The organism is Ktedonobacter sp. SOSP1-85, assembly GCF_016587415.1.
In the GTDB taxonomy this organism is placed as follows: Bacteria; Chloroflexota; Ktedonobacteria; order Ktedonobacterales; family Ktedonobacteraceae; genus Ktedonobacter.
The window spans coordinates 915587-933937 of sequence record NZ_BNJI01000003.1 but is presented as its reverse complement, the minus strand read 5'-3'; the positions used below and the strand labels follow the sequence as shown (position 1 = coordinate 933937).

At 56.2% G+C, this 18351-nt stretch carries 17 protein-coding genes and 2 pseudogenes; 6 read left to right on the top strand and 13 right to left on the bottom strand.

What is annotated here, in order from left to right:
* Positions 1-9 precede the first annotated feature (9 nt).
* The 4 genes from KTE_RS42240 to KTE_RS42225 form a co-directional block, all read right to left on the bottom strand.
* Positions 10-990, bottom strand: a complete 981-nt coding sequence (locus KTE_RS42240) for a BtrH N-terminal domain-containing protein (protein WP_201392787.1) — start codon at positions 988-990, stop codon at positions 10-12.
* Positions 974-1546 carry a PadR family transcriptional regulator gene (locus KTE_RS42235; RefSeq protein WP_201392785.1) on the bottom strand — a complete coding sequence of 191 codons (573 nt, stop codon included), beginning with the start codon at positions 1544-1546 and terminating at the stop codon, positions 974-976. The genes KTE_RS42240 and KTE_RS42235 overlap by 17 nt, the downstream gene beginning before the upstream one ends.
* Positions 1547-1781: 235 nt before the next feature.
* On the bottom strand, positions 1782-2021 hold the full coding sequence (locus tag KTE_RS42230; protein ID WP_201392783.1) for a hypothetical protein: 240 nt from the start codon (positions 2019-2021) through the stop codon (positions 1782-1784).
* 287 nt (positions 2022-2308) lie between these two features.
* Positions 2309-2548 (bottom strand): hypothetical protein, encoded by a 240-nt coding sequence (locus tag KTE_RS42225; protein WP_201392781.1) that lies wholly within the window; start codon positions 2546-2548, stop codon positions 2309-2311.
* A gap of 187 nt (positions 2549-2735) precedes the next feature.
* Between KTE_RS42225 and KTE_RS42220 the strand changes: the two are divergent.
* The 4 genes and pseudogenes from KTE_RS42220 to iscB (KTE_RS48505) all read left to right on the top strand — a co-directional run.
* Positions 2736-2971 (top strand): annotated as a pseudogene (locus KTE_RS42220) (AAA family ATPase); the annotation flags it as partial.
* 96 nt (positions 2972-3067) lie between these two features.
* Positions 3068-4147 (top strand): Type 1 glutamine amidotransferase-like domain-containing protein, encoded by a 1080-nt coding sequence (locus KTE_RS42215; RefSeq protein ID WP_236601052.1) that lies wholly within the window; start codon positions 3068-3070, stop codon positions 4145-4147.
* Between the two features lie 43 nt (positions 4148-4190).
* Positions 4191-4322 carry a hypothetical protein gene (locus KTE_RS49175; RefSeq protein WP_255553069.1) on the top strand — a complete coding sequence of 44 codons (132 nt, stop codon included), beginning with the start codon at positions 4191-4193 and terminating at the stop codon, positions 4320-4322.
* A 142-nt stretch (positions 4323-4464) separates the two neighbouring features.
* Positions 4465-5825 (top strand): annotated as a pseudogene (iscB, locus tag KTE_RS48505) (RNA-guided endonuclease IscB).
* A 57-nt stretch (positions 5826-5882) separates the two neighbouring features.
* Here iscB (KTE_RS48505) and KTE_RS42205 read toward each other — a convergent pair.
* The 7 genes from KTE_RS42205 to KTE_RS42175 all read right to left on the bottom strand — a co-directional run bounded on the left by KTE_RS42205 (position 5883) and on the right by KTE_RS42175 (position 11925).
* Positions 5883-6572: an SDR family NAD(P)-dependent oxidoreductase gene (locus tag KTE_RS42205; RefSeq protein ID WP_201392777.1), complete on the bottom strand. Its 690-nt coding sequence runs from the start codon at positions 6570-6572 to the stop codon at positions 5883-5885.
* Entirely contained in the window at positions 6535-6981 is a 447-nt protein-coding gene (locus KTE_RS49170) for a glycosyltransferase family 9 protein (RefSeq protein WP_201392775.1), read from the bottom strand. The genes KTE_RS42205 and KTE_RS49170 overlap by 38 nt, the downstream gene beginning before the upstream one ends.
* Positions 6982-7000: 19 nt before the next feature.
* A complete protein-coding gene (locus KTE_RS49165; RefSeq protein ID WP_201392773.1) occupies positions 7001-7714 on the bottom strand; it encodes a glycosyltransferase family 9 protein in 714 nt (237 codons plus the stop codon).
* The gene (gene rfaE2 / locus KTE_RS42190) at positions 7708-8529 is read right to left on the bottom strand and encodes a D-glycero-beta-D-manno-heptose 1-phosphate adenylyltransferase (protein WP_201392771.1); all 822 of its coding nucleotides are present in this window, start codon (positions 8527-8529) and stop codon (positions 7708-7710) included. The genes KTE_RS49165 and rfaE2 overlap by 7 nt, the downstream gene beginning before the upstream one ends.
* Positions 8489-8986 carry a hypothetical protein gene (locus KTE_RS42185; protein WP_201392769.1) on the bottom strand — a complete coding sequence of 166 codons (498 nt, stop codon included), beginning with the start codon at positions 8984-8986 and terminating at the stop codon, positions 8489-8491. Before KTE_RS42185 ends, rfaE2 begins: the two co-directional genes overlap by 41 nt.
* 59 nt (positions 8987-9045) lie before the next feature.
* Positions 9046-10089 (bottom strand): SDR family oxidoreductase, encoded by a 1044-nt coding sequence (locus KTE_RS42180; protein ID WP_201392767.1) that lies wholly within the window; start codon positions 10087-10089, stop codon positions 9046-9048.
* Positions 10090-10212: 123 nt separating this feature from the next.
* Complete coding sequence (locus KTE_RS42175; RefSeq protein ID WP_201392765.1) at positions 10213-11925, bottom strand: diguanylate cyclase; 1713 nt, start codon at positions 11923-11925, stop codon at positions 10213-10215.
* 240 nt (positions 11926-12165) lie between these two features.
* Here KTE_RS42175 and KTE_RS42170 point away from each other — a divergent pair, with 240 nt between their 5' ends.
* Positions 12166-13938, top strand: coding sequence for a zinc ribbon domain-containing protein (locus KTE_RS42170; protein ID WP_201392756.1), 1773 nt, complete (start codon positions 12166-12168; stop codon positions 13936-13938).
* 29 nt (positions 13939-13967) lie between these two features.
* Here the strand turns inward: KTE_RS42170 and KTE_RS42165 are convergent, their stop codons facing one another.
* A complete protein-coding gene (locus tag KTE_RS42165; RefSeq protein WP_201392754.1) occupies positions 13968-14312 on the bottom strand; it encodes an amino acid permease in 345 nt (114 codons plus the stop codon).
* Between the two features lie 367 nt (positions 14313-14679).
* Here KTE_RS42165 and iscB (KTE_RS42160) point away from each other — a divergent pair, with 367 nt between their 5' ends.
* The gene (gene iscB, locus KTE_RS42160; protein ID WP_201392752.1) at positions 14680-15969 is read left to right on the top strand and encodes an RNA-guided endonuclease IscB; all 1290 of its coding nucleotides are present in this window, start codon (positions 14680-14682) and stop codon (positions 15967-15969) included.
* 316 nt (positions 15970-16285) lie between these two features.
* Here the strand turns inward: iscB (KTE_RS42160) and KTE_RS42155 are convergent, their stop codons facing one another.
* The gene (locus KTE_RS42155) at positions 16286-18064 is read right to left on the bottom strand and encodes an ABC transporter substrate-binding protein (RefSeq protein WP_201392750.1); all 1779 of its coding nucleotides are present in this window, start codon (positions 18062-18064) and stop codon (positions 16286-16288) included.
* Positions 18065-18351 lie beyond the last annotated feature (287 nt).

Here is an 18351-nt window from a genome sequence, read left to right as displayed (position 1 = left end):
GCAATATTGTCAGGATAGTAGCTCCATGGCTGCGCGTTCTTTATCCGCAATCTCGAGCAAAAGCTTCGACGCCTGCTGTAGCTCCTGTTGGTTACCTGTTCTTCCCGCACGGTCGATCGAAGCAGAAACACTGACCCACATTGGAGCGATTTCCGTAAACAAACGGTAGGCTTGTTCGATTTTCGGGTCTTCCAACAGATCGACGCATTCTTTCAGGAAATCCCGATACAGATTCCGAAACAAAGCGCCGCCGGTTCCAGCACGCTCCATCAGCAAAGCGGTCAGGCATAAATCATGTTCGATATTGTTGCTACGGGAAGGCCACTTCAAGATTTCATTGCTCATTTTGACTATGCCTTTTTTCCCAATATTGCGAATGGGCGGGTTCAAATAGTCATACGAATTCTTGGACAAGGATGCGCGTACAGCTGGAACGAGCGGCGGCAAGGCGTCGATTGGCTCGAGCGTAAAAGAACGATTTCGGGAACTCATGGACCCCTTTGCGTTTCTGGCCGCGGCCAAGCTGGTCAAACGCGTCTTCACCAGTCCGCCCTGTTGTCTGGTGTCCGCCATATATGCGTATTCGTCATCGATACCGTATAGGACCGCATAGTGACCGGCAAAGTGCACTTTGTTCGTGAAATAGTCCAAGTAATAGGAGTCCAATTTCAGCCCGACCGGAATTCCATGTTCGATGCAGCTCCATATGTTCTGCCACGCTTTATCGACGGACGACGTTTCTTGAATTTTGACGGTCAACCCTAGCCGGGCGGCGAGATTGGCCGTCAATTCATCCGGTTTCACCCTTCCTCCGATGAACGGAAAGTCCATCCCCTTTGAGTCCCAATATATGAATCCGAGCCCTTGCCCGAGTCCGAACAGCATCGGTTCCGACAGCTGGACTCCCGCAAATTGCAGCAAATTACCCATAGCTGTCGTTTCACAATGTTCGCCTTGATAGGAAACGAAACTGTCAATGATTTTGCCCATATTCCTCTGTCTCCTCCAACAATTCTTGAATGAGATTGGCAACGAACGCTCGCTCGCTCTCGATGAGGCTTATCGGATGCAAGAACAGCGCTCTTACGTTCAACGGCAATCGAACGCCGCCTTGCGATTCATACTTTTGCTCTATTTTTTTTGAAGTCTCTCGAAGAAAATCCAACCGATTCCGCAAAGCTTCCACGGCCTCGTCCTTCCCGACAAAAGGTAAAGCAGCCAGGCCGAGATCGAAGCGACTGTCGCGCTCTCGCGCAGATGACAGGCTGTCCAGGATTTCTTGTTTCAGCTTGGCAATACCGGCTTCGGTGAGGGCAAAACGGTTCGGCATAGGCCCCTTACCGGATTTTTCGTCGGATTCCTCGGTTACGATCCAACCTTTATCACTCAGCTTCTTCAGTCCTGCGTAGATCGAAGTCGTGCCTATATTCGTCCATTCCCGATAACCGCGTTGATCGACTAACTTCTTGATATCGTACCCTGAAGCCTGACGACATTCCTCGATCATTTGCAGCAGCATGAATTCTACATTCGAAATTGGGTGCATAGAGAGGCCCCTTTATCTTTAATATTTCACGTGTGGAATATACCACTAGTGGAATAAAAACTCAATAATCAGATCTATTGGCGCGCTTTCGCCAACTTCTCCGTAGCTGGTCAAGGAAGGGCATCTCTCATCGACAGAGTAATTCCCAAGAAAATCAACAGCTTCATGTCAAAGTTTACACCGTCGAGTGCGAGTTGGCTTCGCTTCTACGCTACTTTCCTCAGGAGAAGCGGCCTCACTCTCCATCTGGAGCAAACTGCTCAACTGTGAACGATCGCCGAAGGTCGAGCGCCACCTGTTGTTTGCCAGCAACAATGTCGGCTGCCATATCGGCCAAACTTGCCGAAACCTGTTCCTGTTCCCGTACACACTCAAGCGTGAGCTTGGTATTAGGTGCGACTTCGACGGATGTTGAGAAGCCATGGAAGAAATCGACGCCAATCATCTGCTGGCGCGCGTCCCGATGGTGATACACACAAAGCGCGAAACAGGAGCTGGCTGCGCCTCTACATCCAGGTCCGCCTGTTCAAAAAGCGCACGTATCTGCGCTGCACTGTGAAAACGAGAATGTGGAAGCAGCCATACAAGCAGGGAGTGAACCCTGTCCCTTTCCTTGTTAGATCTGCTCTTCTCTTTCATGCTCAGGGGACAGCGAGTGATGTTCAGATTGACGGCCTTTGGGAATGGACTCCCGAGAAGAAGTAGCCAAGGAGGTAGGCGATGAAAGCTCCCATAAAGCCAAGTGCCATCCGAAGTTCCAGGTCATTTTGCTGGGTGGCAAGAAATTGGACCCCACTGAGCCAGGCAAAGACGAGCGGAGCCAGCAACGGCTGCGATGATCCCAACAGGATGCCGCGCGACGAAACTCAAAATCAAGGCCACCAGTGCAACGACAATCAGCAGCGTCCCGAGATAGATATGAAGTTGAATGATGATGCTCTTCCCGAAGACCCAGCTTGAGACATTTCCGCTCGGAAGCTGCACCTCGAGATTGGCAAGCATTCCCAAAATGTGCTGAAGCACTAAAAGCACAAGGGTAATGAGAACTGTGAGACGAAATGCTCTCCCACGAGCGTGCGTGAAGAGAACAGGAAAAAGAATGCCTTAAGAACTTGTGTTCTTCTGGTCTCTCTGCTAGAATAGACGTACTATTACTGATCACAGGTATGTGTTTGAAGGTGGAGCGCAGATGCCCAAGACACGCCAGGATCGCGCAAGCAGAAAGAACAGCAGGAGAAACGACTTGCGACCCCCACCTTTCTGCTCGAACTGCCTCTGGTGGTCGATCCAGGGCAAGCCGCACGCCTGCGTGCCCACCTGGAAGCGGCTCGCCAGTTCTACAATGCTATCCTCTCCGAAGGCCAGAAGCGTTTGAGGCGTATGCGGGCTACCCCCGCCTGGCAAGAGGCACGTGCTCTTCCTCGCATTTAGCGGGGAGCTCTCAGAATAGTAAAGAGGTTAACCAGGAAATTGAGCTTGTTATAGACGCAAATAGCAAATGGAGGGCGAACTTTGCAGACTATGCCAGGACAATGCGCGATTCTAGGATCAGGTGAAACGACCGTGGTTGGACGCCGCGTGCTGAGTCAGATGCTACCTCGCTTAGAAGAACCGCGGACCATCGCGGTTTTAGATACGCCTGCTGGTTTTCAGCCTAACCGTGTGCTGGTCGCGGAGAAGATTGTGCAGTTTTTGCGGGAGCGCTTAGGTGAGTTTCGCCCCCAGCCGCAACGCATTGAGACGCGCCAGGAGGAGCAGGAGAGCGAGACCGGGGCCGCCATGCTAGCAGCCATCACACATGCGCGCGCCATCCTTGCCGGGCCAGGCAGCCCAACGTATATGATACGCGAACTACAGGGAACGACCTATTTTGATGCCATCCGCCAGGCACATGCTAACGGTACCGCGCTCTATGTCTCCAGTGCGGCCTCTATTGCGATGGGTTCTTATAGCCTTCCAGTCTATGAGATTTTCAAGGTTGGTGATGAGCCGAGTTGGTATCAGGGGCTGGATTTCTTCAAACCCTTTGGCATGACCCTGGCGATTGTGCCGCACTGGAATAACAATGAGGGTGGGGCCGACCTGGATACAAGCTTCTGCTATATGGGGCGCGAGCGTTTCAGCAAGATGCTGAAGCAGTTGCCGGAGGACGTGGTTGTCTTTGGCATCGATGAGCATACCGCCTGTATTCTGGACTTTGTCACGGGCGAGGTCGCCGTTGAGGGCAAGGGAGGCGTCCATATCATCCGTGAGGGTCAGATGGTGGAGTTCCAGGCGGGTGAGAGCTTTCCCTTAACGTTGCTGGGAGCGGAAGCGGTCGCGCAGGGGCAACGGCAGGCACTCTCCACAGTGGGAAACCCAATCTATGTTGAGACATTGCTTGCGCCGGGCGAGACCCTTGATCCACGTATTGAGGAGCAGAACCTGGCGGGAGCGCTTCCCGCGCCACTTATTGATGCCCTGGTGACTATTCGCACAGACCTACGTGCCGCGAAGCAGTGGCCCTTTGCCGACCGCTTGCGCGATACGCTTAGTACCTATGGCATAGTGATCGAAGATACTCCCCAGGGCTCCCAATGGCACATAGAGGAAGAAGAGTAAACAAGTCAACGACCCCACGCGTAGAACGCGGGGGCTTGCTCCCGTGGTTGACGTTGGTCCCGTTGTCCAGCCTGAGATGCTGATCCCGCAGGCCGGGAGAGGACGCATCTACGTTCGGAAGATCATGGCACCCAGGGATGCCACCTCAGTCCCTGGCTCTGCCGTTGGTGGTTAAAAGCCCGTTGGGGTGTCGGGCGGTGCGCCAACAGACGAGTCTTCTGTAACCGTGGCGAGAGGGGTCATCTGGGCACGCCTGGCCCAGGTGCGTCACCAGCCCCTTACGGGGGCCTCTTCGGAGGCAGAAAGGATCCATTCGTATGTCCGTGTTTGTCGTGGATCGGCACCATCAACCGCTGATGCCATGCTCGGAGAAACGGGCACGGCTCTTGCTGGCGCGCAAGCGAGCAGTGGTGCATCGACATGTTCCCTTTGTCATTCGTCTCACTGATCGAACGCGCGAGCAGAGCGAGGTTCAGCCCGTCGCGCTCAAACTGGACCCTGGGTCCAAAACCAGCGGGATGGCGCTGGTGCGAGTTGAGCAGCGAGAGGAAGGTGACGTCCATCATGCGCTTCATCTTGTTAACCTGTCCCATCGAGGCGAGCAGGTGAATCAGCCGCTCATGCAGCGGCGAGGCTACCGCAGGCGACGCCGAACGGCCAACCTGCGGTATCGTGCCGCGCGCTTTGCCAACCGCAGGCGACCAGCAGGGTGGTTGCCGCCCAGTCTGCGCTCTCGCATTGGCAATGTCCTCACCTGGGCCACCCGTTTGCAGACGTGGACCCTCTGACGCGCATCGAGGTCGAGCGCGTCAAGTTTGACATGCTCCTGATGCAGCATCCCGAAGTCAGCGGGATTGCCTATCAACGAGGCGAGCTTGTTGGCTGGGAGATCCGGGCCTATCTGCTCGAAAAGTTCGCCCGGCGCTGTGTGTACTGCGGCAAGCAGAACGTGCCCTTTGAGATCGATCATGTGCTACCTCGCTCTCGTGGGGGATCGCATCGCGTGTCCAATCTGGTGCTCAGTTGCCATGCCTGCAATCAAGCCAAAGGCAATCAGACCGCCGTCGAGTTTGGGCATGCGGAGGTGCAGAAACAAGCCAGGGTCCCTCTCAAAGACGCCGCGGCGGTCAATGCGACGCGTTTCGCGCTGGTGGAAGCCTTACGAGCATTGGGGTTGCCTGTTGGGACCTGGAGCGGTGGACGCACGAGATGGAACCGAGATCGCTTTGGTGTCGAGAAGGAGCACTGTCTGGATGCGCTGTGTGTTGGCGACCTGGTGGGAGTGACGCGAGAGCGAAGCCAGATGCTGCTCATCCAGGCGCAGAGGCGTGGCAGCTACCAGCGCACCAATGTGAATGGCTCAGGCTTTCCCGTGAGTTATTTCACACGAGACAAGCGCATCCGAGATTTTGCGACAGGGGATCTGGTGCGGGCTGAGGTGCCCCAGCTGCTCAAGCCACTCAAAACCGAAGGCACGCATGTGGGGCGGGTCGCCGTGCGAGCGTCAGGCTCCTTCCGTGTGGGAAAGCGCGACGGTATCAATGCCAAATATTGTGTTGTGCTGCAACGGGCCGATGGCTATGCCTACGGACAGGCCCCTTGCCCCAACCCCCAACAAGGAACGCCTGCTTCCTCCCCATCTTTGAAAAGAGGGGCATCCGCAGGCGGTGGTTGGTGATAGAAGAGGCCACTCGCGCATGCGCGAGTGGCCTCTTCTATTACGTATAAAATTTATTTAGGGCCAGCTGGTTTCGTTGAGGGGGGTGACGATGAGCTCCTGGAGGGCGGACTCGGGTGGGAGCTGGGCGGCGAAGACCATGGTTGCCGCGACATTGGCCGGACTTTGTAGGTTGTTTTTGTCGGGCATGGGAATGCCCTGATCCAGGAAGCGGTCAAAGAAGTGAGTATCCATGCCGCCGGGGATGAGCGTGGTAACACGAATGTTATGTGGGCGCCCCTCGACGCTCAAGCCACGGCTAAAGCCCAGCAGGCCCCATTTTGAGGCGTGATAGGGCGAGGCATTGGCCCAGGCGCGGGTAGCCGCAGTCGAGGCGATATTGAAGATATGCCCACCACCCTGCTGGCGTAGCCAGGGGAAGGCCGCTTTGGCGAAGACGATGTTGCGCACGTCCTTACGTGGTAGCAGGCGGCCTACGTAGGAGATAGTAAAGGCCGACTTGGGAATGCCAAGCTGGCGTAGCCCAATCTCCTGGCGTGCCAGGGCGCGCGTAACCGGGCGTAAGAGCGTAGTGTTGGCGGCGGCAGGTATCAGCACGAGCCTGGATGGATCGGCTCCATACTCCTCAATGAGTTCCTGCCATTCACTTGGGCATTGCGCGATGACTTTATCAACCTGCTGGATAATACTTTTTTCTACCGCGATGCGTTCAACGGGGCTTGTATCGGCGGTTATATTTGGTGACATGAATCAGCAAGACATCTGGATCATCAACCAGGTGCCGGGTCTCGGTGGCATCAGGTCGCGGAGTATTCTGGAGTAAATCGCGAGCGGCCTCAAGCACCATCTGTGGCGAGATCAGGCGAAGACACTCATGCGAATAGGGACAGACGCGGCTATAGCAGATGCGACAGGGAACGTCAACGTAGAGCTGACGATGAGCCACGTTCCAGGGTCCCCATTGCTCGGGGGGATTGGTCAGGGCGAAAAGCGCGATCACGGGCGTTTGCCCTGCCGCCGCGAGATGCATGGGACCCGTATTATTGGTGATAGCCAGGTCTGCTCGCTGGAGCAGAGCACATAAGCCTGCGAAGGAGAGATCTCCTGCCGCCCCTCGTACCTGTTCACGCTTTTGCGGATCTATAAGTTCCAACACGCGCTTAACCAGTTCCTCCTCAGAGTGGTCGCCAAGTGACCACCACTCGGGCCGAGAGCTGTTCCACCAGGAGATTGATGACCTCGACATACATCTCCCAGGGGTAGGTGCGTGCAGGCATCGTACAGCCGGGATGGACCACGACCAGGGGCCTCTGGTCCGCGAATGCCTGCTGTGCGAGCCAGCTTTCAGCCTCACTCTGGGCCTCTGGGGGCACCTGTAGTACGAGGTTGCGCTCACTGGCGCGCATACCCAGCGCGCCAACGAGATTGAGCGCTCGCTCTACCTCGTGCACAATATGTTCAGGATGCTTATGGCGGGTGGTCAGCAGGGAGCCGGGGCCATCGATGGAGGCCGCGGCCCGTAAGGGAATATCTGCCAGGTAGCACATGTAGGCCGCGGGCAGCGCGCTCTGGCGGAAAGATGTGAATATAATCGCGCCATCGAAGTGCCTCTCACGCAGGAGCGCGATCATGGCCTGCTCGCGCTGACTATCGTGGGGCAACTTCTGCCAGGGATCGACCCAGGGGGCCTCATATACCATGACCTCGTCGATATCGGGATCGAGGCGTCCGATCTGTGCCCCAACGGGGCTGGTGAGCAGGGTCAGGCGCGCCTGGGGTAACGACTCCTTGACGGCGTGAAAAGCCGGTGTCATTAGAAGCACATCGCCCGGGTTGTCGAGTCGTACGAGCAAAATGTTGTTCTTATCTTGCCAGCGTGGATCTACCATGAACCTCTCCCCTCCTCCCGAACACTTGAGACATGCTCAGGTGCCTGCTGTAGCATGGCCATGCGCGCAATGCGGTCGATAACGGCGCTTGTGCTCATGCCCCCGAGCAAGGGAATGATAACCACCTGTCCGCCAGCCTCCTGCACGGCGCCGGCCTCTGGCAGGTCCTCATTTGCGTAATCGCCGCCCTTGACATGTATATGGGGACGCAAGAGGCGTATCAGCTCCGTGGGCGTCTCCTCCTTGAATGGGACCACATAATCAACGCCATCCAGAGCCGAGACGAGCGCCATGCGTTCCCGGAGGCCATTGATGGGACGCCTGGCACCTTTAAGACGGCGCGCACTCGCATCGCTATTGACGCCAACGACCAGGATATCACCCAGTTCTCTGGCCTGGCGTAGCAGGTGGATATGGCCGGCATGCAGGATATCGAAGATGCCATTGGTGAAGATAAGGCGTTTGCCTGCCTGGCGCTCAGGCTCTAAGATGGCGGCGAGCCTGATCGCGTCCACCCGCCCGATTTCCGCCTTACTCTGCTCGTTATGACTTCTCAGGCTCACGCGTTGTAGGAGATCATGGTGTGAGACGCTGGCGGTATGTACGCGTGAGACAGCGATGCTGGCAGCATCCAGTCCAATGCGTGCCGCTTCAACGATATCATCTGCCACGGTCAGGGCCAGGAAGAGAGCCGCGGTAAAGGAATCGCCCGCGCCCACATCGTGCGCTCTGGCAACCGATGCCGTGGGGAGATGTCGTTCATGTCCCTGGTGGTCAAGCAGGAAGACTCCCTCGCCACCCAGTGTAATCGCCAACGTATCTTGTTGTGAGTAAGCTGTGCAGATGTTCAGCCAGTATCCGTGCCTCAGCCAGGAGCGTCTCTGAAGATGAAGAGGTGTATTTACTATCAGCCGCGCCCACGAGTTGGCGAGCCTCAGCGATGTTGGGCGTAATGGCTGATATTTCCAGCCCCTTGAAGTTATGCAGGGTTTTGGAATCGACGATCATAGGCAAATGCCGCTCAGCCTGAAGCGTATGAAGACGCTCAAGTATGCGAGGTGAGAGGACGCCATAGCGGTAGTCAGAGATAACGGCCAGGTCACAGAGCGCGAATGCCTGCTCAAGCTGAGCGAGCAAACGTTGTTGTATATTCTCTTCAGGGATGAAGGCATGTATTCCACCCTCGTCGAAGCGTGCAACATACTGTCCATTGGCGAGCAGACGCAACTTATGCTGACGAAAGATACGCTCACCCTGCGTGAACAAGGCCATGCTGGCATGGCTCCTACAGATTTCTGTGTCACTTGGCAGATGCACCAATAGGTACGTGTCTAGTCTTGTTTGCTCTCCTGGTTGAATTTGCGGATGGCGACCTCGCCGGGCTTGCTGATAAATGAGGCGACGGGCGTCACATGCCTGTGGGCCGCGTCCCGCGTTTTATCGTCGTTGGCTGGCGCCTTGGGCATGAGTCGGCTTACCACGGAGAGGATATCGCTGGTCAGGCCGGGGAAGAGGCCGTGGAATCCAGCTAGCAGCTTGGCCTGGGGTGAGAGGATAACTTCGGCCTCTCCCAGACGGGCCGCGTCTACAATCTTACGAGCCGCTCTATCGGCCTGCATAGAGATGAAGGGGTAGGTTGCGCCCATCGCGAACCAGGCATACTCCGCCTCCTTGTCGCCTTTGGCATAGGCGTGTACATGCGAGCCTGTGCGCATCAGGCCAGGCACGACGGTCGTCACCGTAATGCCATCCTGTGCCAGTTCAGCATGCATACCCTCGGAGAAGCCTACAGCGGCGAATTTGGCCGCCGAATAGGGAAGCAGGTGGGGTATGCTGACCTTACCGCCGATGGAGGTGATATTCACGATGCGCCCGCTGGCGCGCTCGCGCATATGAGGCAACACGGCAAAGGTCATATTGACCGTGCCCCAGTACATAATATCCATCGCCTCTGCATAATCCTCGATAGTCGTACTTTTCTGTGGGCCAATCGTGATTACACCCGCGTTATTGACGAGAATATCGATACGTCCAAAATGATTGAGAACCTGGGAGACAAAGAGGTCAACCTGGTCGCGCTTGCTGATATCGCAGGTCTTTATATAGATTTCGGCGATTTCGACGCCCTTTTGCGTAAATTCCTCTTTTACGATCTCCAGGGCCTTAGCCTCACGTGCGCAGAGCGCGAGGCGGCATCCCTGGCGCGCGAACTCACGCGCCATCGCCAGACCTAGCCCGCGTGATCCACCCGTGATGACGACGACCTGCCCCTGGAGATCCTGCGCCAGACCGCGCCTGATGTAGGTACGCAGGGCCAGGCCAGCACCCAGCCCAATCCCTGCCCATGCCAGATTCCTGCTCCATTTCGTACTCATAATGTTGGTATCTCCCTGTTTTATTTATATAAATCGTCTCTCTAAAAGACGGTTGCTAGAGAGAATCGGGTAGTCACAGGGAACACGCTCAGCAGGGAGAGTGTGTGTCAGATTGAGCATTGTTCAGGATGAGCAGCAGATGCGATTACGCCCCTTCTGTTTGGCTAGGTACATAGCGCGATCGGCCTGCTCTATGAGAGCGTCGCGTGTGGTACCATGCCTTGGATAGACGGCTATGCCGATGCTGGCGGTCACTGAAATCTCGTGCGTGTTATCACGAACACTGCAGAGGAAGGGTCGCTCTGCGAGGATAGTGCAGAGTTGCCTGGCTCTCTTCCTGATTGTGGACAGATCACTATTGGCGCAAATCAGGGCAAACTCTTCTCCCCCATAGCGGCCGATGAAGTCTTCCTGGCGCTGATTGGCATGTAAGCGTTGGGCAACCTCGTAGAGAATGGTATCGCCCACTCGATGTCCCCATTGATCGTTTATGCTTTTAAAATGATCGAGGTCAATAAACATGATCGCGAAGGGGCTATGCTCTGCTTGTGCCCGTGCGAGAGTCGCGTCAATATAGCTCATCACGGCCCGGTGATTGGGAAGCTCAGTCACGGGATCAATGGTTGCCGCAAATGCTTGTTCGCGATAGAGTTTCTCTAGCTCTAGCAAGAGAACGCCTTGTTGTTGATAAGCCTCCTGCAATTGTTCGCGCAGCGTCTTCTCGCGACTGGTCACGCGCTCCTGGTCGCTTAACAGGAGGCTCAGACGGGGCATCTCACCACAGAGCCAGCCGAGGATCAGCATGATAAATACGACCATCAGAATGATGCTTCCCCAGTGCTCATTCGAGATTCCAGTGACCCAGGATTGCGCGAGCGTTGCCCAGATAGCTACTAGCGTGGCACCTGTACCCAGGAGTGCAATTGCTATAAGCATCAGGCGTTTATAGTTGATAGTGAACGCTATGCTTCTGCCTTTCCCTCTATTGAAACTTATTATTATGGGCAAGGTGAAGAATAGTGATGTGGAGCATAATAAGAGAACAAACGAGCTTGCCAACATAATTTTATGTGTATTTCGCTCGATCTCTATGACGTTATTGCCACTTTCAAAGAGCGAGGGGACGAATATAAAGCCTATAACCATGACCACCAGGATAGTGAAGGCCTGGACTAGCATCGTAAAGACAGGAACCCCCGAAGCGTTTATGCGTGCAAAGGCAGGAGGCAGGCGGTGATGTTGAGTCAGGGTGATAAGTAGGCGCGAAAAAAGCACCATAAAGATGACTGCCTGGAAGATATCCGCAAGGCCCAACACGAGAGTGGCGGGAAAATTTACCACTGGTCCGAAGGCGTTTATCCAGAGTACAACCGCGGCCTGAGTTTCATTTCTTGACACAACAGGTGTCCACGCTGCGGCACTGACCAGGCCCAGCAGATAGAGGAAAGGTATGATGGCAGCCCCCCACCAGATGTATTTGGAGGCCCGGCGTAGGCCCGCTTGCCCCTCGCGTACCTCACTGCCCATAAAGAGGGGATGATTCAGGCCAAGGAAGGCTAGAATCGTGAAGCTATAGAATAGAGGTTGCTTATGCCACAAGAGTGGCTGAGTTGCCGGGTGGTTCCAGGGAAGAAGCCACAGCATGCCATGCTGTAGCCTCCACAGCGTGCTAGCACCCAGGATGATATAGAGTGCGCCATAGCCGAGACAGGCAATAAAGAGCAATTGCTTTAGACGTGATAGGGGGAGACAACTGATGGCCGTTGCCAGAAAGAGCATAAGAATCATGAGCAGGCCCTGTTGAGAAGAGGTATAGAGCCAGTTTGGTTTGAGCATGCGGAAGTAGATGATTGCCTCTTGAAGCGAGGTCGAGGTATAGAGTATACTGGTAAGCCAGATACTAAAAGTGATCGTAAAGCCAAGGACAGGATTTAGACAGTTGTCAAAAAGCTATAACTAGCATGTACTTCTGCAACTATCTATAGCCGCTTCAAACAAGTCCAAAACAGTTGCAAGTACATGCTTTTCCTGTTATACTTCTCCTCATGAGGACAAATGTTCGTCAGAGGAGGAACGATGCGCTCTCCCCATACCAACCGTACCCACCAGCCCCTGACCTATGATGTGCGGTTGCCTGACGAAGCCCAGGCAGATGCGCTTCGCCTCCTTGACGCCAGTAAGGCCGTCGTCAATGCGGCACTGACGATCCTCTGGCCCTGCCTCGACGCGTTTGGGGCTGAGCGTGAAGGGCCTGCCTGGAAGCAGGTTGGCAAGTACATCGCAAGCCCGTTGCCGCATGGTGATCGTCAATGGCGCTGCGAGAGCGAGGTCGTCGGGCGCTTGCTGCGGGCACAAGCCGAGCGCAAAAAAGTCTTTACCCTCGTCGCCCCCATTCTCTCCGATGGCTTCATTCGCCCCAAAACGGAGAGGCGCCCAGCAGGCAAAAAACGCCCAGCCATCAAAGAAGCCATTACGGCCTTGCAGCAGAGCCTCGATGAGGATGAAACCAGCTTTGTCACCCTACAAAATGTGGTCGAGCAAGCCTGCAATTTTTGCTTGCAGCATGATCGTTTCCCCACTTCCTATGAAGAATTGCAACCCATCCCCTTGTTACACGTTGGTCTGCTGACCTATGCAGGAGACGATGGTGGCACAAAAGGCCAGGCCTATCGGCTGGCTCTTGACGCAGATGCAGGGGTGGCTCGGTTTCGCTTCCGCTCCCCTGACGAGATGGGGATGTGGCGCTGGCGCAAAGAGGAGACCCTCATTGCGTTCCCTGCTTGCCTCAAAGAGCGTCTTTCCGACGGGAAGCTCATGGCTCCCACGCTGCGCGAAGAGCGCCGAGCCGATGGTGAGCGCTTTGCCGTGCTCGACTTCATCATCGAGGTCGAAAAAACGGCCTTGCCCACCTGGGAACAGGTTGAATGCGTCTTAGGCGTGGACTGGGGTGTGCATACCCTCTTGACGGCGACTGCCATCGATGAACACAGTGAGCAAGTTGGCAGGCCATTCTTCCTGGACACTGGCGGCTTTGATGGCAAACAAGCCCGCACGCGGCGCCAGATTGATGAACTTAAGAAGAAGGTCGCGGCCTTTGAGCAGGAACGAGATGCCTTGCCAGAAGCCCATCCCAAACGCGCCTGGTACCAGGAGCGCCTCGCACTCTCTCGGCGCGACATCGAGCGCTGTTGGGGCAAATATGAGCGGCGCAATCGAGCGCTGGCGCATCTGGCAAGTAACGTCTTGCTGCTGTTGTGTCAGATCCATGGCTGCTCGCTGCTCTCGATGGAATCGTTGAAAACCCTCAAAACCACCGGGCGAGGGAAAGGTGTCCGGGGGCGCTGGCGCCACTATCGCAATAACTCGACCGTCCGCGGGGAAATCTGGAGGATCCTTCGCTATAAATGTCATCTTCTGGGCGTGCGGTTCCGTACAGCGCAACCACGAGGAACCAGTCATACCTGCCCCCGCTGCGGGATCACGGCAAAAACGTATCGTTCCCCCAGTGATCGTCGTGAAGCGGTGAAGTGGGGGCGGTGGATGGCTTGTGAGGCCTGTCAGTATAACGGTGATCGGGATTATTGTGCGTCGGTCAACATTGCGAGACTGGGCGTGGCATATCTGGCTCACATGAAACACGTAGGCAAGGCGAGGTCTTGCTCCATCTCTGACCCCAGGGTCAAGCCCGTTTCGTATACCGGAATGGGTTCGGCGTTGCTGTTGCCGCCGACGGGAGAGACACCCGCCCGCACCTTGCGGGGAAAGATCTGTTACTATCCTGGCTGGGTGGCTTCTGCCTTCCTTCAATCGTCACAGCCCAAAGCTGTTTTCCTTCGATTGTGTGGATAGTTGGGCCTTGTTCAAGATAGTTCTAGATTTTAGCAACGGTTGAAGACACTACTGAGCCACACATAGGGGCTTCCCTGTCCCGGCAGGTGTCGCGCCAGCCAGTAGAAGACGACTGCCCCTGGCAAGAAGAAGGTGCAGGTACCTAGAAGCCAGTAGAGTAAGGCGAATGGCCCGGCCAACTGCATCAGCATCGCAAACGACAGAACGACGATATCGAAAATAAGGAAGACGACCAGGTCACGAGTGCCTAAGGTCCTGGGAAGCGGCTGAATGTCAGGGAGCGTCGCAGTGATCCTGGGTATTTTAGCTTCGAATATATATTGCGCCGTTTGGGGAGAGTTCCGCTCCGGCTGCCCTGGTGGAGGGATTGCCATAATATCTCTTTCTTAGCAAGCTAGCATATAGCTGAGACGCGCTTTAAGTCAACGATCCCCACGCATGAATGCGGGGGCTTATCCCTTGTGTTGATGCCGTTTTCGTTGTCCAGCCGAGGTGCCAGAGCCCGCAGGCAAGGCGCTGATTGGCACCAGCGTTACGCTCGTCATGACACCCAGTCGTGCTTCCTCAGCGGCTGGCGCTGTCGCTCAGCGTTAAAAGCACCCGTCGGGGTACGGGTCGGTGCGCTGAGCCGAACAAGCGAGTGCAACACCGGCGAGGGGAGCGTCCTGAGTCAGCCTGCTCAGGACCGTTACACCGCCCGGTAACGGGACCCTCACACGAGGGAAGAGAAAGGAGTCACCCATGGCGTTTGTGCTCGACAGACACAAAAAGCCACTCATGCCGTGTACCCCCAGGCGCGCCCGCCTCCTGCTTGCGCGCAAGCGGGCCGTGGTCCATCGGCTCAGCCCCTTCACGATCCGGCTCAAGGACCGCAGCGTCCAGCAGAGCACGCTGCAACCGGTCGTGCTCAAGATCGATCCAGGCTCGAAAACGACTGGCCTGGCGCTGGCGCGGGTGGAAGAGACTGGCGAGGGAGAGGTGCACCACGCGCTGCACCTGGCCGAACTTTCCCATCGTGGGGAGGAGGTCCGCGACCGGCTGCGCAAACGGGCCGGGTATCGGCGACGCAGGCGTTCGAGCAACCTGCGCTATCGGCCGGCGCGCTTCCTCAACCGCCGTCGAGCGCCTGGCTGGCTTGCGCCGTCCCTGCGCTCACGCATCGATAACGTCCTGTCCTGGGGCAGGCGCTACCAGCGCTGGGTCCCGCTGGTGCGTATCGCGGTCGAGCGGGTGAAGTTCGACACCCAACTGCTGCAGCATCCGGAGATCTCCGGGGTCGAGTACCAGCGCGGGGAACTGGCCGGTTGGGAGGTGCGCGCCTATCTCCTGGAGAAATTCGGGCGCAGGTGCGTGTACTGCGGGCGCACGGACACGCCCTTCGAGTTGGACCATATCCAGCCGCGCAGTCGGGGTGGCTCCAACCGCGTGTCGAATCTGGCGCTCAGTTGCCACGCGTGCAATGCGGCCAAGGGGGAGCGCACCGCCGCGGAGTTCGGCCATCCCGAAGTAGCCGCCCAGGCGAAGCAGCCGCTACGGGACGCGGCTGCGGTCAACGCCACCCGCTACGCGCTCTGTGACGAACTGCGCGCGCTGGGACTGCCGCTCACCAGTTGGAGCGGCGGACGCACGAGGTGGAACCGTGCTCGCTTCTCGATCCCTAAGACGCACGCGCTGGACGCGTTGTGTGTGGGGGAACTGGCAGGGGTTGCGGTGGGTGGGCAGAACACCCTTGCGATCACCGCCACCGGTCGGGGGCGCTACAGCCGGACCAATGTCGATGAACATGGTTTCCCCGTTGGCTATCTGATGCGCCGCAAGCAGGTCCTGGGCATCAAGACCGGTGATCGGGTGCGGGCGGTGGTCCCAGAAGGGTTTGCGGCGCAGGGGACGCATACCGGGCGCATCGCCGTGCGCGCGAACAAGCAGTTTCGCATGGGCAAGGTGCAGGGGATTCCTGCGCGCTTTTGCCGGGTCCTCCAACGGGCCGACGGCTACGACTATGCTGTGGTGGCGACAGCCTTGCAGGGATGACGTACTGAGGAGCCCCCTCCCCAGCCACCAGGAAAGGAACGCCTGCTTCCTCCCCATGGGTGAACCCAGGGGCATCCGCAGGCCGAATGAGGTGATGAGAGTGAGATGACAAATCTATTCTCCTTCTAGTATATTTACCCACAGCTACAGCGACCCATTGAAACGCTGAGTAAAATGGCTCGGAGCATACTTTTGAAGCGTCTTAGAAGGCGTTGTACGTATAACATACAAAAATTAGGTAACGCAGATTCCTACAAAGCAGTAGCGGGCCGAAGCATGTTGCTTCGGCCCGCTACTGGCGTATGCGGCTACCTGGTTAGCTATACTGTTTCGTATTAGCGCAGGGGGTCGCGTCGGAGATGTAGATGTTGGTCCAATCATCAGGGGGAGTGAAGCCCTGGGCATTATCTACGACACCGATCACGCAGGGCTTGCGCACCAGTGTAGAGATGCTCTGGTAGACAGGAATCCAGGCGACATCGTCGATGAGTGCCTGTTCGGCCTGGTTGTACTGTTTCAGGCGTGCCTGCTGATCCGCATTGACGTCGGCCTGCTCCATCAGGAGCTGGTTTGCCTGCTGTTCCGTGGCAAGAGGTGTTGAGTTCTGTCCATAGTTGAAGGCATTCTTGGGCGAGCCTTTGTCGAAGATCAGGGTCAGCCAGTCCTGGGGATCGGGATAGTCCGAGCTCCAGTCGAGTGCCCACATCTGCATTCCTTTGGGATTGTTCACTGTGCTATTGCGATCATCAAGTAGCTTGTTGAAGTCTTCGTCCTGGATCTTGACGGTGACGCCAAGGTTCTTCTGCCACATCTGCTGGACAGCGGCAAACATGTTACGCCAGTCAGTTAGACCCAGGGTGGAGACAGTAAAGGTAATCTGGGGGAAGGTAGAGACGGTAAGGTTCTCATCTTTTAAGCCCTCGGCAAAAAGCTGCTTGGCCAGTTCCGCGTTACCTTTGGTGCTGGTAACGCCATGCGTGGCTGTCAGGTTCTCATTGTAACCCGGCATGCCCTGAGGAACAATATGGTTCGATGGGATGGCGGCGTCTTTGAAGACGTTATGCGCGATGGCGTCCTTGTCGATTGAGAGCGCAAAGGCCTGACGGATCTTCAGATTGTCAAATGGTTTCACCAGGTAATTCATGGTAAAGTATTCGACATCGAGCTGAGGAATGCTATGATATTGCCCGTTGGGCAACTGTTTGGCGCTGGCAATTTCCGTAGAAGACACGCTGGAAGAGTCTACCTGGTTCGCCTGGTAGGCACGATAGACGGTATCTGCCTGCTTGTAGAAGACCATGACGACCTTTTTGAGTTTGGGTTTGGGGCCGTAGTAGTTGGGATTGGGTACAAATTCGATGTCTTTGTTAGGAGTGTAGCTGGCGACTTTAAAGGGGCCATCTCCGCCGATGCCCTCGCTCAGATGGGTGGCAAAGTTATTGCCATACTTCTGGATCATGCTCTTCTCAACCACAAACGAGGTTTGATAAGTCAGGATTTGCAAGAAATAAGCGGCTTTGCTTTTGGCAATGAGGACCACCGTTTGGGAATCGGGCGTCAAAATACTATCATTGATGAGCGATGGTACGGCGCCGCTGAAGCGCTTATCTGCGTCCTTGAGCAGGCCGAGATACACGGGCGAGACAGGCGACTTGAGATCGGGTGTTAGGGCCCGATCCAGGCTATAGGCCACGTCAGCCGAGGTCAGGGGCGTGCCATCACTGAACTTGAGGCCAGGTTTGAGCTTAAAGGTCCAGGTCACGCCATCAGCAGCCAGCGAATGCGAGGCTGCGAGCTGATCCTGTACCTGGAGCTTGTCATCAAGCTCAACCAGGCCGGTAAAGACCATATTGATGGCATTGATGGCCGCCGATTCGGTTGCGAGCGCGGGATCAAAGGTCTGCAACTCCGAGCGGCCTTCCACGGGTTTGACCAGGATCTGCTGGTCATCCGGGGCTTTGCCGCTGCTGGTTGGGGTGTTGTTGCCACCGCCACAGGCCGCGACAAAGAGCATCAGGATGCCCATGAAGAGAGGGAGTACACGATGGGTTGTGATGCGTGTACGTGGTCGGGTGTCTGGTGTGTGTAGTTGCATCAGGTCTCCTTGCTACCAGATAGTGAGAGTACCACAAATAAACGATGCGGTGCAGTACGACTCTCTTGTACGTCAGGCACATATTCTGGAAAGAGAGAGAAGGCGCCAATGGCTACTAAGCGCTTGCTACATCAATGGAGAAGGCGCTTTGGCCAGAGCTAGCGAGGATAAAGTAGAGAACTCATCCATCAGCTTCTCCAGCGAAAACTTTGGGATAGTAACAGATACTACGTCAGCAGCGGCAGAAATATCACACATATGCAAGAAATTGTTTTTCTTACCAGTCG